The organism is Agrobacterium sp. GD03872 (genome assembly GCF_029840625.1).
Classification (GTDB): Bacteria; Pseudomonadota; Alphaproteobacteria; order Rhizobiales; family Rhizobiaceae; genus Agrobacterium; species Agrobacterium fabrum_A.
Genome location: NZ_JAOCCY010000002.1, coordinates 131,246 through 146,436 on the forward strand (window position 1 = coordinate 131,246; position 15,191 = coordinate 146,436).

Consider the following 15,191-nt stretch of genomic DNA (forward strand, 5'->3'; position numbering starts at 1 on the left):
TATGGATTTCTTCGATATGCTGGTCAGCATCTTGGGCTCGACCGTCCGCCTCACCATCCCGCTGCTCTTCACCGCGCTTGCCGGGCTTTTTTCCGAACGCGCCGGCGTGTTCGATATCGGGCTTGAAGGCAAGATGCTGGCGGCCGCCTTTGCATCGGCTTGTGTTGCCTATATCACGGCGAACCCGTGGGCCGGCCTGCTGGCGGGCATTGCAGTCTCCATCCTGTTCTCGCTGATCCATGGTTTTGCCGTCATCACCAATCGCGGCAACCAGATCGTGTCGGGCGTGGCGTTGAATTTCATAGCCGCCGGCCTGACGGTGGTTCTGGGGCAGGCGTGGTTCGGTCAGGGCGGCCGCACACCGCAGCTTCCGGGAGAGGGGCGTTTTGCCCCAATCATCCTGCCCGGCGCGGATGCGATGCGCGAGGTGCCATTCATCGGCCCGCTTTATGCCAATGTCATTTCCGGCAACAATATCCTCACCTATCTCGCCTTCCTGGCGGTGCCGCTTTCCTGGTGGGTGCTTTATCGTACCCGCTTCGGCCTGCGTTTGCGCGCCGTGGGTGAAAACCCGGGCGCGGTCGATACGGCGGGCATCTCGGTGACATGGATGCGTTTCCGCGCCGTCATCGTCGCTGGTTTCCTCTGCGGTTTCTCGGGCGCCTATCTCGCCGTTGCGCAATCGGCGGCCTTCATCGCCAACATGTCGGCCGGCAAGGGTTATATCGCGCTGGCGGCGCTGATCTTCGCGAAATGGAAGCCGGTGCCGGTCATGTTCGCCTGCCTGCTGTTCGGTTTTCTCGATGCCTTCGCCAATTTCATGCAGGGCAAATCCGTGCCTGGCATCGGCGAGGTGCCGGTACAGATTTTCCAGGCCATGCCCTATATTCTGACCTGCATCCTGCTTGCCGGTTTCATCGGTGTTGCCAAGCCCCCCAAGGCCGGTGGCGTTGCCTATGCGAAGGAGCGTTGAATCCATGTCCTCCGATCCGAAATCCCATGCCCTGTTCGAGGCGGCGGTGGAGGCCATGGCCTTTGCCTACGCGCCCTATTCGAAATTTCCGGTCGGCGCGGCGATCCGCGCCGACGATGGTAAAATCTACAGGGGCGCCAATATCGAGAACATTTCCTTCCCGCAGGGCTGGTGCGCGGAACCATCAGCCATCAGCGCCATGATCATGGGCGGGGCGAAGAAGATCAGTGAAGTCGCCGTCATCGCCGAGAAGCTGCCGCTCTGCACGCCCTGTGGCGGTTGCCGGCAGAAGATCGCCGAATTCGCCACGCCGGAAACGAAAATCTATCTTTGTGACGAAACCGGCGTCCAGAAGGTCATGACCATGGAAGAGCTTTTGCCCTCCGTCTTCAAGACCGAGCTGCCCTGATGACGGATGGTTTGATCGATATTCTGGTGGAGCGCCTGAACGGCCTGATGCCGCGTGTCGCCATTGTTCTCGGTTCCGGCCTGGGTTCGCTGGTGGAGGAAATCAGCGATCCGATCCGGGTGCCTTATGCCGACCTTCCCGGTTTTCCCGCAAGCGGGGTTTCCGGCCATGCGGGCGAGCTGGTGGCCGGTTATCTGGCCGGCGAGCCGGTGATGATGCTCGCCGGTCGGGTGCATTATTACGAGAAGGGCGATCCGGCTGCCATGCGTGCGGTCATCGAGGCGCTCGCCGGCCTCGGCGTGCAGTCGCTCATCCTCACCAATTCGGCGGGGTCGGTCAGGCAGGATATGCCGCCCGGCTCCGTCATGCAGATCACCGATCACATCAATTATTCCGGCATGAACCCGCTGATCGGTGAGGAAAGCGACCGCCGCTTCGTCGGTATGACCACGGCTTACGATCCGGAACTGATGCTGGCCATGCGCAATGCCGCGATCCGTGCGACGGTGCCTCTGTTTGGTGGCGTTTACATGTGGTTTTCTGGCCCAAGCTTCGAAACGCCGGCGGAAATCCGCATGGCGCGACTGCTGGGCGCGGATGCTGTCGGCATGTCCACCGTGCCGGAAGTCATCCTTGCGCGCTTTTTCGGGATGCGCGTCGCCGCCGCATCGGTTATTACCAATTACGGTGCCGGCATGACTGGCGCGGAACTGAGCCATGAAGAAACCAAGGACATGGCGCCCGTGGGCGGCAAAAGACTTGCCGCCATTCTGAAGGAAATGATCGCAGGAGGAGCGTGACCATGGAACTCCAGCGTCCGCGCGAAGCGGCTGCCCTCACCCTGTCCTTGCTGGACCTGACCAACCTCAAGGAAGACTGCACGCCGGAGCAGATCGCCGCCCTGTGCCAGCGCGCGCATACGGATTACGGCAATACGGCCGCCATCTGCATCTGGCCGCGCTTCGTGGCGCAGGCCCGCGCCGCATTTGGAAAAGACCATGCGATCCGCATTGCCACGGTTGTCAATTTCCCCTCGGGCGATCTTGATGTCGCGGCTGTTGTGGCTGAAACCGAAGCGGCGATCCGCGATGGCGCCGACGAGATCGATCTGGTCATCCCCTATCGCAAATTCATGGCAGGCGATGAAGCGGCGGTTTCCGAGATGGTAGCCGCCGTGCGCAAGGCCTGTGCCGCGCCCGTGCTGCTGAAGGTCATTCTCGAAACCGGCGAGCTGAAGGACAAGGCCCTGATCCGCCGCGCCTCAGAGATCGCCATTGCCGAAGGTGCGGATTTCATCAAGACCTCGACCGGCAAGGTCGCCGTCAACGCCACGCTGGAGGCGGCAGACATCATGCTGCAGGCGATCCGGGACAGCCGGCAGAAAGTGGGCTTCAAACCCGCCGGCGGCATTGGTACGGTGGAGGACGCGACGCTTTATCTCAGGCTGGCGGAAACCATCATGGCGCCCAACTGGGCCATGCCATCCACCTTCCGTTTCGGCGCTTCGGGCATTCTCGACGATGTGCTGAACGTGCTGGCCGGCGGTGAGCCCGCCAAGGCCGCCAGCGGGTATTGAGCTTGATCCCGCAGGAGATCATCCGCCGCAAACGCGATGGCCTGCCGCTCGCGCCGCAGGAGATTGCCGCTTTCATCGAAGCGTTGTCGAAAGACGGCATATCGGAAGGGCAGGTGGCGGCCTTTGCCATGGCGGTGTTTTTCCGGGGCATGAACCGGAACGAGATGGTGGCGCTGACGCTTGCCATGCGCGACAGCGGCGATGTCCTCTCCTGGAGGGATATTGGCAGACCGGTGGCGGACAAACATTCCACTGGCGGCGTCGGCGATAACGTCTCTCTGATGCTCGCCCCCATTGTCGCCGCCTGCGGTCTGGCCGTGCCGATGATTTCCGGCAGGGGCCTTGGGCATACCGGCGGCACGCTCGACAAGCTGGAAGCCATTCCCGGTTACAATGTCATGCCGGATGAAGCCCTGTTCCGGCGCACGGTGCAGTTGGTCGGCTGCGCCATCATCGGCCAGACGGGTGATCTGGCGCCTGCCGACAAACGCCTTTATGCCATTCGCGATGTAACCGCGACGGTCGATTCCATCCCGCTGATCACCGCCTCCATCCTGTCGAAGAAACTTGCCGCAGGGCTCGAGACGCTGGTTCTCGATGTGAAGGTTGGTAGCGGCGCTTTCATGCAGAACGTTGACGATGCCCGCACGCTGGCGCGCGCGCTGGTCGATGTGGCGAATGGCGCGGGCCTGCCGACAACGGCGCTGATAACCGACATGAACCAGCCGCTTGGCGACGCCGCCGGCAATGCCGTCGAGATCGTCAATTGCCTGGAGTTTCTGGCCGGTCGCAAGGCCGGCACCCGTCTGGAAAAGGTGGTCCTGTCCTTTGCGGCGGAGATGCTGGTGCAGGCTCGAAAGGCCACCACGCTGGAGGAAGGCGAGGCTCTGGCGTCGGCTGCTCTCTCCTCCGGCCGCGCCATGGAAATCTTTGCGCGGATGATCTCAGCGCTGGGCGGCCCGTCGGATTTCGTCGGGAACGCGACCCGTTACCTGCCGTCTGCGCCGGTCACTCTTCCCGTTCCGGCCGGGCGACGCGGCTGGCTTGCATCCTGCGAAACGCGTGATCTCGGCATGGTGGTCGTGGAGCTCGGCGGCGGCAGGAAAAAACCGTCGGATATCATCGATCCGGCGGCCGGCATTTCGGCTATCCTGCCGCTTGGCACGGAGGTGGAGAAAGGCGAACCGATCGCCATTGTCCACGCGGCCTCCAGAGAAGAGGCGGAGCGCGCCGTGAAAAGGATACAGGGTTGTTACGGGATCGCTGATGCGGCGCCGGAAGTCATGGCGCCCGTTCTCGAGCGGGTCACCTGACCAGCCGCATCTCGCCGCCCGAGACCTTGAAGGACGACAATTGTTTCAGGAAGCTCATGCCGATCAGCATGTTGCTCAGGGCATTGTCCTTCAGCACCATGGCGTCGACATCCTGAACGCGGATCGCGCCGATCTCCACCCGGTCGAGCGTCACATGGGCCGCCATTGTCTGGCCATTGGCGGTTGAGATCGCATATTTGAAATCGAGGCTGTTGACGCCGTAACCCAACCGCCGCGCAATCGTCTCGTTGATCGCCACCATGGAAGCGCCGGTGTCGACAAGTCCGTCGAAGGATTTGCCATTGATGCGGAAGGTGGCGTTGAAATGGCCGCGGGCATCCGCTTTCAGACTGACGCCGCCCAGTGAAACCGGTTGCGGTTTGGAAATTTCTGCCGTGGCTTCGGATTTTTCCGCGGCGGTTTCCGGGCGTGGCTGGAATTTTTCCACCAGCGCCGGAATTTGCGTGGCGCCGACAGAAAGACCGACAAGCAGAAAAATTGCGCGCCCCAGCAAGCCGTTTCTCCTCAAAGACAGGGGTTGTCCCGGAACAGCATAGGCGCAAAACATGCTGAAATCTTAAAAGAAAAAGCCATTCGCCGCGTTGCGTGCGGCGAATGGCTCAAACGGTTAAGCAATGATGAACGGCGTTATTTGGTGCCGTACATGCGGTCACCGGCATCACCGAGGCCGGGAACGATATAACCTTTTTCGTTGAGGTGGCTGTCGATTGCGGCCGTATAGATCGGCACATCGGGATGAGCTTCGCGGAAATTCCTGATGCCCTCGGGCGCGGCCAGAAGACACAGGAAGCGAATGTTCTTCGCACCACGCTCCTTCAGCTTTTCCACGGCGGCAATGGAAGAATTACCGGTTGCGAGCATGGGGTCGACAACGATGATCAGGCGGGCATCGAGGCTTTCCGGAGCCTTGAAGTAATATTCGACAGCTTCCAGCGTGTCATGGTCGCGATAAACGCCGATATGGGAAACACGCGCCGAAGGCACGAGCTCCAGCATGCCTTCCAGAAGGCCGTTGCCGGCGCGCAGGATGGAGGCGAAAACCAGCTTCTTGCCCTCCAGAACCGGCGCCTGAATGGTTTCGAGCGGCGTGTCGATGGTTTCCATCGTCATTTCAAGGTCGCGCGTCACTTCATAGCAGAGCAGCGTCGAAATTTCCCTGAGCAGGCGGCGGAAACCGGCCGTGGAAGTTTCCTTCTTGCGCATGATGGTAAGTTTGTGCCGCACCAGCGGATGTTCGATGACTGTGACGCCGTCCATGAAACTGGCCTTCCTTTTTATCTTATGCCCCTGTAATTCACCGAAAGCGCGCTTTTCGCAAGTCTTCTTCGCGGTTTTACCCTGCCAACAACCACCTCAGCTGCGATCCAGTCTGGCAAGCAGGCGATCCCGCGTTGCCTCGTCCACAAAGGCGCATTCCAGTGCGGTGCGGGTCATGCGGTTGATCTCGGCATCGCTGAAGCCGAATTCGTCCGCAGCCAGCGCATATTCGCGGGCGAGCGAGGTGAAAAAGAACGGCGGATCGTCAGAATTGATGCAGACGCGCACCCCGGCATTGCTCAGGGCTTTCAGCGGGTGGCTGGCGAAATCGGGGTAGACATTGAGGGCGATATTCGAGCCGGGGCAGACCTCGAGAACCGTTCCCGTTTCGACCAGTCGGGCGACGAGGCCGGCATCTTCGATAGCGCGCACGCCGTGGCCGATGCGTGCCGGTTTGACGAGATCGAGCGCATCGGCAACACTCTCGGGACCACAAACTTCACCCGCGTGGATGGTCAGGCCCAGACCTGCATCGCGGGCGATATCGAAAGCGCGGGCATAGTCGGCAACCCGGCCCATGCGCTCTTCACCCGCCATGTTGAAGCCGGTCACCAGCGGATGCCGGGCCCGCGCCGCATATTCGGCAGCCGCTATCACCCGCTCCGGGCCGAAATGTCGCTCGCCGGTAACGATGATACGGGTTTCGATGCCAGTCTTTTCTTTCGCAACCCTGATGCCTTCGGCAATGCCGGCGAGATAGGCGTCAGCACCTAGCCCGATGCGGTCGCCGTGATCGGGCGAGATGATCAGCTCGCTGTAGATCGTGTTGGCCTCAGCAAGTTCGGTCAGATAGGTTTCGGTCAGAACCGCATAGTCCTCATCCGTCTTGAACACCTGTGCCACCGCGTCGTAGCACCGGATGAATTCGGCGAAATCCGACCAGACATATTGGCCGTCGCGCAGGAAGCCGCTCGTGTCTATGCCGTATTTTTCCGCCTGCTTGGCAACGAGGGCAGGCGCCGCCGCCCCTTCGATGTGGCAGTGAATTTCCGCTTTCAGCAAATGCGATGTCAAATGAAGCTCCTGCCGTGAGAACCGGCCTCTATACCAAGATGGTGGGCGATGCTTTCGCCGATATCGGCGTAGCTTGAACGAATACCGACATCACGGGAACGGACGCCGGGGCCGAATGCCATGATCGGCACCCGTTCCCGTGTATGGTCCGTGCCGCGCCAGGTGGGATCACAGCCGTGATCGGCGGTGAGAAGGGCGATGTCGCCCGGCGCCATCTTGCGATGGATTTCGGGAATGCGGGCGTCAAAGGCCTCGAGCGCCGCCGCATAACCGGCAACGTCGCGACGATGACCATAAAGCATGTCGAAATCGACAAAATTGGTGAAGACGAGATCGCCGTTTTGCGCGTCGTCGATGGCCTGCAGGGTCGCGTCCATCAGGGCGGCGTTGCCATTGGCCTTGATGACGCGCGAGACACCCTGATGCGCATAGATATCGCCGATCTTGCCGATGGCGTGTACCTTGCGTCCTGCCTCCACGAGGCGGTCAAGCAGGGTCGGTTCAGGTGGCAGGACGGAGAAGTCACGCCGGTTGCCGGTACGCTCGAAAGTCGCTGCCGTCTCGCCGATGAAAGGGCGGGCGATGACGCGGCCGATATTCAGCGGATCGAGCAGCCTGCGCACCGTCTCGCAGAGCGCAATGAGCCGCGCGAGACCGAAATGCGTCTCATGGGCGGCGATCTGGAAGACGGAATCGGAAGATGTGTAGCAGATCGGCTTGCCGCTTCTGATATGCTCTTCGCCGAACCTGGCGATGATTTCGGTGCCGGAGGCATGGCAATTGCCGAGAATGCCGGGAATATCGGCCTCCTTGCAGATCGCTTCCACCAGTTCCGGCGAAAAGGCGTCGCCTTCCGTCGGGAAATATCCCCAGTCGAAGGTGACAGGTGTGCCGGCGATCTCCCAGTGGCCGGAAGGCGTGTCCTTGCCCTTGGAGATTTCACTGGCGGAGCCATGCAGGCCAAAAATGCGCTCGGGTGGCTCCATGCCGGCGGGAATGTCGCCGCTTGCCTGCCTCGCGATTTCCATGAGGCCAAGTGAACACATGTTCGGCAGTTTTAGCGGGCCAGACCGAAGTCCTGCTTTATCGGCAGCGCCTGCCGCGCAGAACTCCGCGATATGACCGAGCGTATTTGCGCCGAGATCGCCATAGTGCTCCGCGTCAGGCGCACCGCCGACGCCGAAGGAATCCAGAACGAGAAGAAATGCTCTTGCCATAACTCACCGAAACGAAATTGCGCCGACGGGCAATGTCAGGCCGAACCGTCGTTATAGATCAGCAAAACGTGAAGAAGGAAGTGCTTTTATGAACCATCCGGTAAAACCGGCCGCTCAATCTTCGCCCCGTTTCGATTTGGGTGCGTTGAGGTTTCGCAGGACATACCACCCCGCAGCCACCACCATCGCCGCCAGAATATACCACGTAACGGCGTAGGAGAGGTGGTTGTTGGGGAAGCTCAGCATGGTCTTGCCGCCGACCGGCAGGCCGCCCGGATTGGGTGTCGCATCCGCATCGACATAAAAGGGTGCAGCTTCGGAAAGCCCGGATGCCTGCGATATCTGCGGAATATTGCGGGAATACCAGCGTCCGTTTGCGGGATCGTTGGTGCGGAGGAAAAGCCCGCCGGTTTCAGGCGCACGCATCAGCCCGACGATTTCGACGTTTCCGGCCGGTTCGCCTTCCCGGCGCGAGGATGGGTCGCGCCTGTCGGACGGCACGAAGCCGCGATTGACGATGACCGTGGAGCCATCGCTGCGCTTGAGCGGGGTCAACACCCAGTAGCCAGGACCGAGATCGGTAACCGTATAAACCTGAACTTCCTTGTCATTGAGGAAGGTGCCGGACAGTTTCACACGGCGATATTCGTAGTCCGCGGGATCGCCGAGTGCGGGCCATTCGCCGGCGGCAGGGGCGTCGACGGGATCGGCATGGGCGCGGGCCTCAACACGTTCGATCAGGTCGAGCTTCCAGGAAAGGCGCTTGACCTGCCACGTGCCGAGCGCCAGCAGCAGGCCCGTCAGTACAACGGTCAGGAGCAGGACGACGATGGCCGCAGGGCGGATGCGCCGATTATGGGATGTGGTTTGGCTCATGTCACGGTCCTTGCGAAGCGCGCCCGGCAGAAACCAGTCTGCTTTGGCGGGTTTCCTAGAGCACTTCCAGGAAAAGTGGAACCCGGTTTTCCGTCCGGAAATGCGCCAAAACAAAGAGTTAGAGTGTTTTCACGATTCGAAGAAAAGCGAAAACACTCTAGCACCCGCATGCGCTTCTTCCAGCAAATAACCCCATAAATCGCACCACGATTCATGGGGTTATGTGTTATGCGAAGGCGGCCCGCCGGAAGCCCGGCAGGCCGTAGGTCTCTGCTGCTCAGGGCAGGTTCTTCACGTCTTCGATGTGCAGCGGCATCATGTTCTTGTTCATGTTGTACATGACCCAGAGCGAGCCGGAGAGCGTGATCAAAAGCACCACGACGGTGAAGATCAGCGCCATGAAGGTCCAGCCTCCCTCGGACTTGGTATCCATGTGCAGGAAGTAGATCATGTGCACGAAGATCTGGATGACGCCGAGACCCATGATCGTAATGACCAGCAGGGTCTTGTTTTCGAGGACGTCGCCCATGACCAGCCAGAAGGGGATCGCTGTCAGGATGACCGACAGGACGAAACCGATCATGTAGCTCTTGAAGGTGCCATGGCTGGCGCCATCATGGTGATGATGGTCGTCGCCATGCGCGTCGTGATGTGCGTGTGCTTCGGAACTCATCAAAGAACTCCCATGAGGTAAACGAAGGAGAAGACGCCGATCCAGATGACGTCAAGGAAGTGCCAGAACATTGAAAGGCACATCAGGCGGCGCTTGTTTGCCGCGATCAGGCCATGCTTGGCGACCTGGAACATCAGCGTGACGAGCCAGATGATGCCGAAGGTGACGTGCAGACCGTGCGTGCCAACCAGCGCGAAGAAGGCGGACAGGAAGGCCGAACGCTGCGGGCCTGCACCTTCGGCGATCAGGTGGTAGAACTCGTAAAGTTCGACGGCGAGGAAGGCGAGGCCGAAGAGGCCGGTGACGCCGAGCCATATGAGCGTCGCCTTCACCTTCTGCTTTTCCATTTCCAGCATGGCGAAGCCATAGGTGATGGAGGAAAAGAGCAGGAAGCCGGTATTGATCGCCACCAGCTTGAGGTCAAACAGGTCGGCGCCCGAAGGACCGGCCGCATAGTTGCGGCCGACAACGGCATAGGTGGCAAACAGCGTCGCGAAGATGAGGCAGTCGCTCATCAGGTAGAGCCAGAAACCCAGCGAGGTGCCGTTTTCCGGGTGGTGGTCTTCCTTCAGGTAGAAGACCGGTGGTTCAGCGCCGTCGACGCCTTGTGCAGGTGTATGAGCCATATTCCGTTACGCCTGTTCCGCGAGCAGCTTGGTACGTTCCGCTTCGACCGTCGAAACGTCGGAAGCCGGAATGTAATAATCGCGATTGTAGTTGAAGGTATGGGCGATCGAGACCGCGATGATGGCGAGCATGGAGAGAGCTGCAAGCCACCAGATGTGCCACACCAGCGCGAAACCGAGCACCACGCTGATGGCGCTGATGATCACGCCCGCACCGGTGTTTTTCGGCATATGGATCGGGATGTAACCTTCAAGCGGACGGACATAACCGCGCTTCTTCATATCCGCCCAGGCGTCGACATCATGGATAACAGGCGTGAAGGCGAAGTTATAGGCGGGCGGCGGCGAAGACGTCGACCATTCCAGCGTGCGGCCATTGTAGGGGTCGCCGGTCACGTCACGCAGCTGGTCGCGCTTGAGGAAGCTGACGATGAGCTGGATGACGAAGGAGGCGATGCCGAGCGCGATGAGGAGGGCGCCGAAGGCCGCGATCACGAACCAGATCTGCAGCGAGGTGTCCTCGAACTGGCTGATACGGCGGGTCACGCCCATCAGGCCGAGAATGTAGAGCGGCATGAAGGCGAAATAGAAGCCGATAAACCAGAACCAGAAGGACAGCTTGCCCCAGAAAGGATCGAGGCGGTAACCGAAGGCCTTCGGGAACCAGTAGACGATACCCGCAAGCACACCGAACACGACGCCACCGATGATGGTGTTGTGGAAGTGGGCGATGAGGAACAGCGAGTTGTGCAGCACGAAGTCCGCCGGCGGAACGGCGAGAAGAACGCCGGTCATGCCGCCGATGACGAAGGTGATCATGAAGCCGATCGTCCACAGCATCGGAACGTCGAACTTGATGCGGCCCTTATACATGGTGAAGAGCCAGTTGAAGATCTTGGCACCCGTCGGGATCGAGATGATCATCGTGGTGATGCCGAAGAAAGCGTTGACGCTTGCACCGGAACCCATGGTGAAGAAGTGGTGCAGCCAGACGATGTAGGCGAGGATGGTGATGACGCCCGTGGCGTATACCATCGAGGCATAACCGAAGAGGCGCTTGTTGGAGAAGGTCGAGACGATTTCCGAGAAGACGCCGAAGGCCGGCAGCACCAGAATGTAAACTTCGGGATGGCCCCAGATCCAGATGAGGTTGACATACATCATCGGATTGCCGCCGAGATCGTTGGTGAAGAAATTCGTGCCAACGTAGCGGTCGAGGGTGAGAAGGGCGAGCGTGCCGGTCAGGATCGGGAACGAGGCCACGATCAGGATGTTCGAACACAGCGACGTCCAGACGAAGATCGGCAGGCGCATCATGGTCATGCCAGGCGCGCGCATCTTGATGATCGTCACGATCAGGTTGATACCCGATAGGGTCGTTCCCACCCCGGCGATCTGCAGACCCCAGATGTAATAATCGACCCCGACCCCCGGGCTGCCGTCGATGCCGGAAAGCGGCGGGTAAGCGAGCCAGCCGGTCTGCGCATATTCACCCACGAACAGCGAGATCATGGTGATGACGGCGCCGGCCGTGGTCATCCAGAAGGAGAAGTTGTTGAGGAAGGGGAAGGAAACGTCGCGGGCGCCGATCTGCAGCGGCACAACGAAGTTCATGAGACCCGTGATCATCGGCATGGCCATGAAGAAGATCATGATGACGCCATGGGCCGTGAAAATCTGGTCGTAATGGTTCGGCGGAAGGTAACCTTCCGATCCGCCCGACGCGATCGCCTGCTGGACGCGCATCATGATCGCGTCGGCAAAACCGCGCAGCAGCATGACGAGCGCCAGAATGATGTACATGATACCGATCTTTTTGTGATCGATGCTCGTGAGCCATTCATTCCAGAGATAGCCCCAGAGGCGGAAATAGGTGAGGGCGCCGACGACGGCGAGGCCGCCCAGAGCCACGGCCGCGAAGGTGACGACCAGAATGGGCTCGTGAAGCGGGATGGACTCCCATGTCAGCTTCCCGAACAGGAACGACGTTTGATCGGAATTGACGATCATTTTTAGCCTCTTGCGATTCTAAGACATAAGATCGGCGCAGCCATTGGCCGCGCCGCATAATGCCGGGACGTATCCGTCAGCCAGCGACTTGTTTGGTTTCCGGCAGCGCCGCAGGTTCGAAAGTCTGACCTTCGATCGCAGCCGGAGTGGATTGGGGACCGCTGGCGACACCGTAAGGCGCAAGCGGCGTGCAGACGACGGAGTTCAGCGCCTTGGCGATATCGATGCCTTCCTTGCCGCCGCCGCCCTTGGCGTCGATATGCATCATGTCGCGCATGCAGAGCTTGTTGGGTTCGACACAGCGGTTGAGGATGGCGTTGTAGAGTTCCGGGTCGACAGAGGCGAAATATTGCACCGGCTCGCGCTCGGACGGCTTGGCAAACTCAAGATATTCCTGCCGGCCGAAGCCCTTGCCGCCCTCTTTTGCCTTGGCCACCCACTGGTCGAAGCCCTGTTGGCTGAGGCCATGGAACTTGAAGCGCATATGCGAGAAGCCGGGGCCGGAGAAATTGGCCGAGAAGCCGTCATAGACGCCTTCCTTGTTGATGACCGCGTGCAGCTTGGTCTGCATGCCGCCCATGGCGTAGATCTGGCCGGCGAGTGCGGGAACGAAGAAGGAGTTCATCGCGGTCGTGCCGGTGATCTTGAAATTGATCGGAACATCGACCGGCGCGGCGAATTCATTGACGCTGCCGATGCCGAGTTCGGGATAGAAGAACAGCCACTTCCAGTCCATGGCCACCACTTCGACCGTGATCGGCCTGGTTTCGGCGGTCACCTGACGGTTCTCGTCGATCCGCTCCAGCGGGCGATAGGGATCGAGACGGTGGGTGGAAATCCAGGTCACCGTGCCGAGCATCAGAATGATGGCGACGGGAGCCGACCAGATCACCATTTCAAGGCGCGTGGAGTGATGCCATTCGGGATCGTAATCCTCAGCCTTGGCCGATTCGCGATACTTCCACGCGAAGAAAAGCGTCAGGACAATGACGGGAACGATGATCAGCAGCATCAGAACCGTGGACGTGATGATGAGATCGCGCTGCTGGATGGCGACGTCGCCCGAAGGATTCATGACCACGAGGTTACAGCCGCTGAGCAGCAGCAATACCGGAATAGCCAGAAGGGCGGATGGGATTTTTTTGATCATGCGCACGTTCTCTGAACTCGTACAGTTTGGATTATGCCGCGAATAATTGCCGAACATCATTTTTCAAATGAGGTATATTGTCGCGGTGCAGCGAAACCTTCGCGATGCACCATGTAACGGGCAGAGCTGCGTTTGAAGGCGGAGCGGCTGCATTATCGCATAGCCCGCCGGCTGAGCAAGTCTTTCTGTCAAACTTCAATTGACGTTACGTAGGGTGCGTGTGACAATCCGTCGCATCGTAACGCAACGGATGAGGAGCCCGCGCGTTACAGGAAATGGTTCGTCCATGACGCAGGAGGGATATTATGAGTTATACGAATGCTGCTCCATCCTTTGGGCAGGCGCCGGAGGCAAATGGGGCTGGTCCCGCCAAGGTCGATCCGGATCGCATCACGATTGCGGTCATTCTTGCGAGAATGACAGAATTCTTTGACTTTTTCATCTATGCCATCGCCTCCGCGCTCGTTTTTCCGCATGTCTTCTTTTCCTTCGTCGATCCCCTGACGGCCACGCTTTATTCCTTCGCGGTGTTCTCGCTGGCCTTTATCGCAAGGCCGATCGGCTCGCTGATCTTCCTCCAGATCGATCGAAAATTCGGCCGCGCCGTCAAGCTGATGGCGGCTCTCTTCACGCTCTGTGGCTCCACCATGGCGATCAGCTTTCTTCCGTCTTACGCGGATGCCGGCATGCTCGCTCCCTGTCTTCTGGCGGTGTTCCGCATCGGTCAGGGCCTTGGGCTCGGCGGTGCATGGGACGGCCTTGTTTCGCTGCTCGCCATGAATGCGCCGCAGAAGCAGCGCGGCTGGTACGCCATGATGCCGCAGATCGGTGCGGCCATGGGCTTCGGCCTCGCCAGCGCTTTCTTCATCGTCTTCGTGACGCAGCTTTCCAATGCGGAATTCCTCGCCTGGGGCTGGCGTTTCCCGTTCTTCGTGGCGCTGGCGCTCAATGTTCTGGCGCTTTTTGCCCGTCTGCGCATGATCGTGACGCCGGAATTCCAGGCCATGCTGGAACAGCATGAGCTGGAACCGCGGCCTATGTTCCAAATGCTGCGTTCGCAGTTTCCGGTGGTCGTCACCGGCGCTTTCGTGCCGCTGGCAAGTTTTGCACTCTTCCATCTCGTCACGGTCTTTCCGCTGAGCTGGGTTTCGCTCAACACCAACCAGCGTGTCTCGGACTTCCTGTTTGTGCAATTCGTCAGCGCCATCATCGCCGGCGGCATGATCGTGATATCAGGCATTCTGGCCGACAGGATAGGGCGACGGAAGCTTCTGGCCATCGCGGCCGCGCTGATCGGCCTCTTCAGCCTCGTGGCGCCGGTTCTCCTGAATTCGGGCGATATCGGCCGCTATCTCTTCGTCCTGATCGGCTTCTCGTTGCTGGGCCTGTCCTTTGGCCAGGCGGGCGGTGCGCTCGCCTCCCGCTTCAGCCGTGAATACCGCTATACCGGCGCATCGCTCACCTCGGATATTTCGTGGCTGATCGGTGCCGGTTTCGCACCGCTCGTCGCCCTCGGATTTTCGTCCAAATTCGGCCTTTTCGCGGTCGGCATTTACCTGATGTCAGGCGCGCTCTGCACGCTGATCGCCCTCTGGTTCAGCCGAACGCTGGACATGCCATCGGAGTGATCTGGGTAATTTAACAATCCTTGCAGCCATCGCGCCGCGGAATCCTGTCGGATTTAGCGGCGTTTTTGTTTTTTTATTGCGTCGGGCCGATTTTAATCTTGACTCGATGGATCATGAAATATTATGTAAGCAATACTGACATAATTTAGCATGTCTCACCGCTGGGAAAACCGGCCACCAGGGAACGCGATGCGAACGACGACGATCATTATTTGTGAAAAAGCGGCCGTCGCCGCCAAGCCGTTTGACGGCCGCAAAACGACCGTTCGCGCCATTAAACGCCGATAAGCAGAAAAAAGAGGAGCAGCCAGGTCGCCTGCGGCTCCGCCCGCAGAGTGCCGGCTGACGCGCCGGATTTCGGGAAAGAGGGTGACGCCGCGCGAAATGC

15 protein-coding genes are annotated in these 15,191 nt (G+C 59.8%); 6 read left to right on the forward strand and 9 right to left on the reverse strand.

All coding sequences use genetic code 11. The annotated features are described in order from the left end of the window. Position 1: 1 nt before the first annotated feature. Genes N5D22_RS04570 through deoA form a run of 5 tightly spaced genes read left to right on the forward strand, consistent with a single transcriptional unit; the run spans position 2 to position 4,271 of the window. Positions 2 to 973 carry an ABC transporter permease gene (locus N5D22_RS04570; protein WP_279654588.1) on the forward strand — a complete coding sequence of 324 codons (972 nt, stop codon included), beginning with the start codon at positions 2 to 4 and terminating at the stop codon, positions 971 to 973. Positions 974 to 977: 4 nt separating this feature from the next. Continuing rightward, positions 978 to 1,382, forward strand: a complete 405-nt coding sequence (locus N5D22_RS04575) for a cytidine deaminase (RefSeq protein WP_279654589.1) — start codon at positions 978 to 980, stop codon at positions 1,380 to 1,382. Further along, a complete protein-coding gene (locus tag N5D22_RS04580) occupies positions 1,382 to 2,182 on the forward strand; it encodes a purine-nucleoside phosphorylase (RefSeq protein ID WP_279654590.1) in 801 nt (266 codons plus the stop codon). The genes N5D22_RS04575 and N5D22_RS04580 overlap by 1 nt, the downstream gene beginning before the upstream one ends. 2 nt (positions 2,183 to 2,184) lie before the next feature. Next, a complete protein-coding gene (deoC, locus tag N5D22_RS04585) occupies positions 2,185 to 2,958 on the forward strand; it encodes a deoxyribose-phosphate aldolase (protein WP_279654591.1) in 774 nt (257 codons plus the stop codon). Continuing rightward, the gene (gene deoA / locus N5D22_RS04590) at positions 2,955 to 4,271 is read left to right on the forward strand and encodes a thymidine phosphorylase (protein ID WP_279654592.1); all 1,317 of its coding nucleotides are present in this window, start codon (positions 2,955 to 2,957) and stop codon (positions 4,269 to 4,271) included. The genes deoC and deoA overlap by 4 nt, the downstream gene beginning before the upstream one ends. Here deoA and N5D22_RS04595 read toward each other — a convergent pair. The 9 genes from N5D22_RS04595 to cyoA all read right to left on the reverse strand — a co-directional run bounded on the left by N5D22_RS04595 (position 4,264) and on the right by cyoA (position 13,175). Beyond that, positions 4,264 to 4,785 carry a TIGR02281 family clan AA aspartic protease gene (locus tag N5D22_RS04595; RefSeq protein ID WP_279654593.1) on the reverse strand — a complete coding sequence of 174 codons (522 nt, stop codon included), beginning with the start codon at positions 4,783 to 4,785 and terminating at the stop codon, positions 4,264 to 4,266. The two genes, deoA and N5D22_RS04595, sit on opposite strands and share 8 nt — an antisense overlap. 134 nt (positions 4,786 to 4,919) lie before the next feature. Continuing rightward, positions 4,920 to 5,549: a uracil phosphoribosyltransferase gene (gene upp, locus N5D22_RS04600; protein ID WP_279654594.1), complete on the reverse strand. Its 630-nt coding sequence runs from the start codon at positions 5,547 to 5,549 to the stop codon at positions 4,920 to 4,922. A 96-nt stretch (positions 5,550 to 5,645) separates the two neighbouring features. Next, positions 5,646 to 6,623 carry an adenosine deaminase gene (locus tag N5D22_RS04605; RefSeq protein WP_279654595.1) on the reverse strand — a complete coding sequence of 326 codons (978 nt, stop codon included), beginning with the start codon at positions 6,621 to 6,623 and terminating at the stop codon, positions 5,646 to 5,648. Continuing rightward, positions 6,620 to 7,840: a phosphopentomutase gene (locus N5D22_RS04610; RefSeq protein ID WP_279654596.1), complete on the reverse strand. Its 1,221-nt coding sequence runs from the start codon at positions 7,838 to 7,840 to the stop codon at positions 6,620 to 6,622. Before N5D22_RS04610 ends, N5D22_RS04605 begins: the two co-directional genes overlap by 4 nt. Positions 7,841 to 7,954: 114 nt before the next feature. After that, positions 7,955 to 8,716, reverse strand: a complete 762-nt coding sequence (locus N5D22_RS04615) for an SURF1 family protein (RefSeq protein ID WP_279654597.1) — start codon at positions 8,714 to 8,716, stop codon at positions 7,955 to 7,957. 277 nt (positions 8,717 to 8,993) lie between these two features. Next, the gene (gene cyoD, locus N5D22_RS04620; protein ID WP_279654598.1) at positions 8,994 to 9,389 is read right to left on the reverse strand and encodes a cytochrome o ubiquinol oxidase subunit IV; all 396 of its coding nucleotides are present in this window, start codon (positions 9,387 to 9,389) and stop codon (positions 8,994 to 8,996) included. Continuing rightward, positions 9,389 to 10,015, reverse strand: a complete 627-nt coding sequence (gene cyoC / locus N5D22_RS04625; RefSeq protein WP_279654599.1) for a cytochrome o ubiquinol oxidase subunit III — start codon at positions 10,013 to 10,015, stop codon at positions 9,389 to 9,391. Before cyoC ends, cyoD begins: the two co-directional genes overlap by 1 nt. Positions 10,016 to 10,021: 6 nt before the next feature. Further along, positions 10,022 to 12,025 (reverse strand): cytochrome o ubiquinol oxidase subunit I, encoded by a 2,004-nt coding sequence (cyoB, locus tag N5D22_RS04630; protein ID WP_279654600.1) that lies wholly within the window; start codon positions 12,023 to 12,025, stop codon positions 10,022 to 10,024. Between the two features lie 76 nt (positions 12,026 to 12,101). Then, complete coding sequence (gene cyoA, locus N5D22_RS04635; RefSeq protein WP_279654602.1) at positions 12,102 to 13,175, reverse strand: ubiquinol oxidase subunit II; 1,074 nt, start codon at positions 13,173 to 13,175, stop codon at positions 12,102 to 12,104. A 305-nt stretch (positions 13,176 to 13,480) separates the two neighbouring features. Here cyoA and N5D22_RS04640 point away from each other — a divergent pair, with 305 nt between their 5' ends. Then, the gene (locus N5D22_RS04640) at positions 13,481 to 14,803 is read left to right on the forward strand and encodes an MFS transporter (protein ID WP_279654603.1); all 1,323 of its coding nucleotides are present in this window, start codon (positions 13,481 to 13,483) and stop codon (positions 14,801 to 14,803) included. Positions 14,804 to 15,191 lie beyond the last annotated feature (388 nt).

Excerpts from the sequence above, each read along its gene's own strand:
- deoC (WP_279654591.1), top strand. The coding sequence starts at position 2,185 with ATGGAACTCCAGCGTCCGCGCGAAGCGGCTGCCCTCACCCTGTCCTTG.
- N5D22_RS04615 (WP_279654597.1), bottom strand. The coding sequence starts at position 8,716 with ATGAGCCAAACCACATCCCATAATCGGCGCATCCGCCCTGCGGCCATC.
- N5D22_RS04570 (WP_279654588.1), top strand. The coding sequence starts at position 2 with ATGGATTTCTTCGATATGCTGGTCAGCATCTTGGGCTCGACCGTCCGC.
- cyoD (WP_279654598.1), bottom strand. The coding sequence starts at position 9,389 with ATGAGTTCCGAAGCACACGCACATCACGACGCGCATGGCGACGACCAT.
- upp (WP_279654594.1), bottom strand. The coding sequence starts at position 5,549 with ATGGACGGCGTCACAGTCATCGAACATCCGCTGGTGCGGCACAAACTT.
- cyoC (WP_279654599.1), bottom strand. The coding sequence starts at position 10,015 with ATGGCTCATACACCTGCACAAGGCGTCGACGGCGCTGAACCACCGGTC.
- cyoB (WP_279654600.1), bottom strand. The coding sequence starts at position 12,025 with ATGATCGTCAATTCCGATCAAACGTCGTTCCTGTTCGGGAAGCTGACA.
- N5D22_RS04580 (WP_279654590.1), top strand. The coding sequence starts at position 1,382 with ATGACGGATGGTTTGATCGATATTCTGGTGGAGCGCCTGAACGGCCTG.
- N5D22_RS04610 (WP_279654596.1), bottom strand. The coding sequence starts at position 7,840 with ATGGCAAGAGCATTTCTTCTCGTTCTGGATTCCTTCGGCGTCGGCGGT.
- N5D22_RS04640 (WP_279654603.1), top strand. The coding sequence starts at position 13,481 with ATGAGTTATACGAATGCTGCTCCATCCTTTGGGCAGGCGCCGGAGGCA.
- cyoA (WP_279654602.1), bottom strand. The coding sequence starts at position 13,175 with ATGATCAAAAAAATCCCATCCGCCCTTCTGGCTATTCCGGTATTGCTG.
- N5D22_RS04575 (WP_279654589.1), top strand. The coding sequence starts at position 978 with ATGTCCTCCGATCCGAAATCCCATGCCCTGTTCGAGGCGGCGGTGGAG.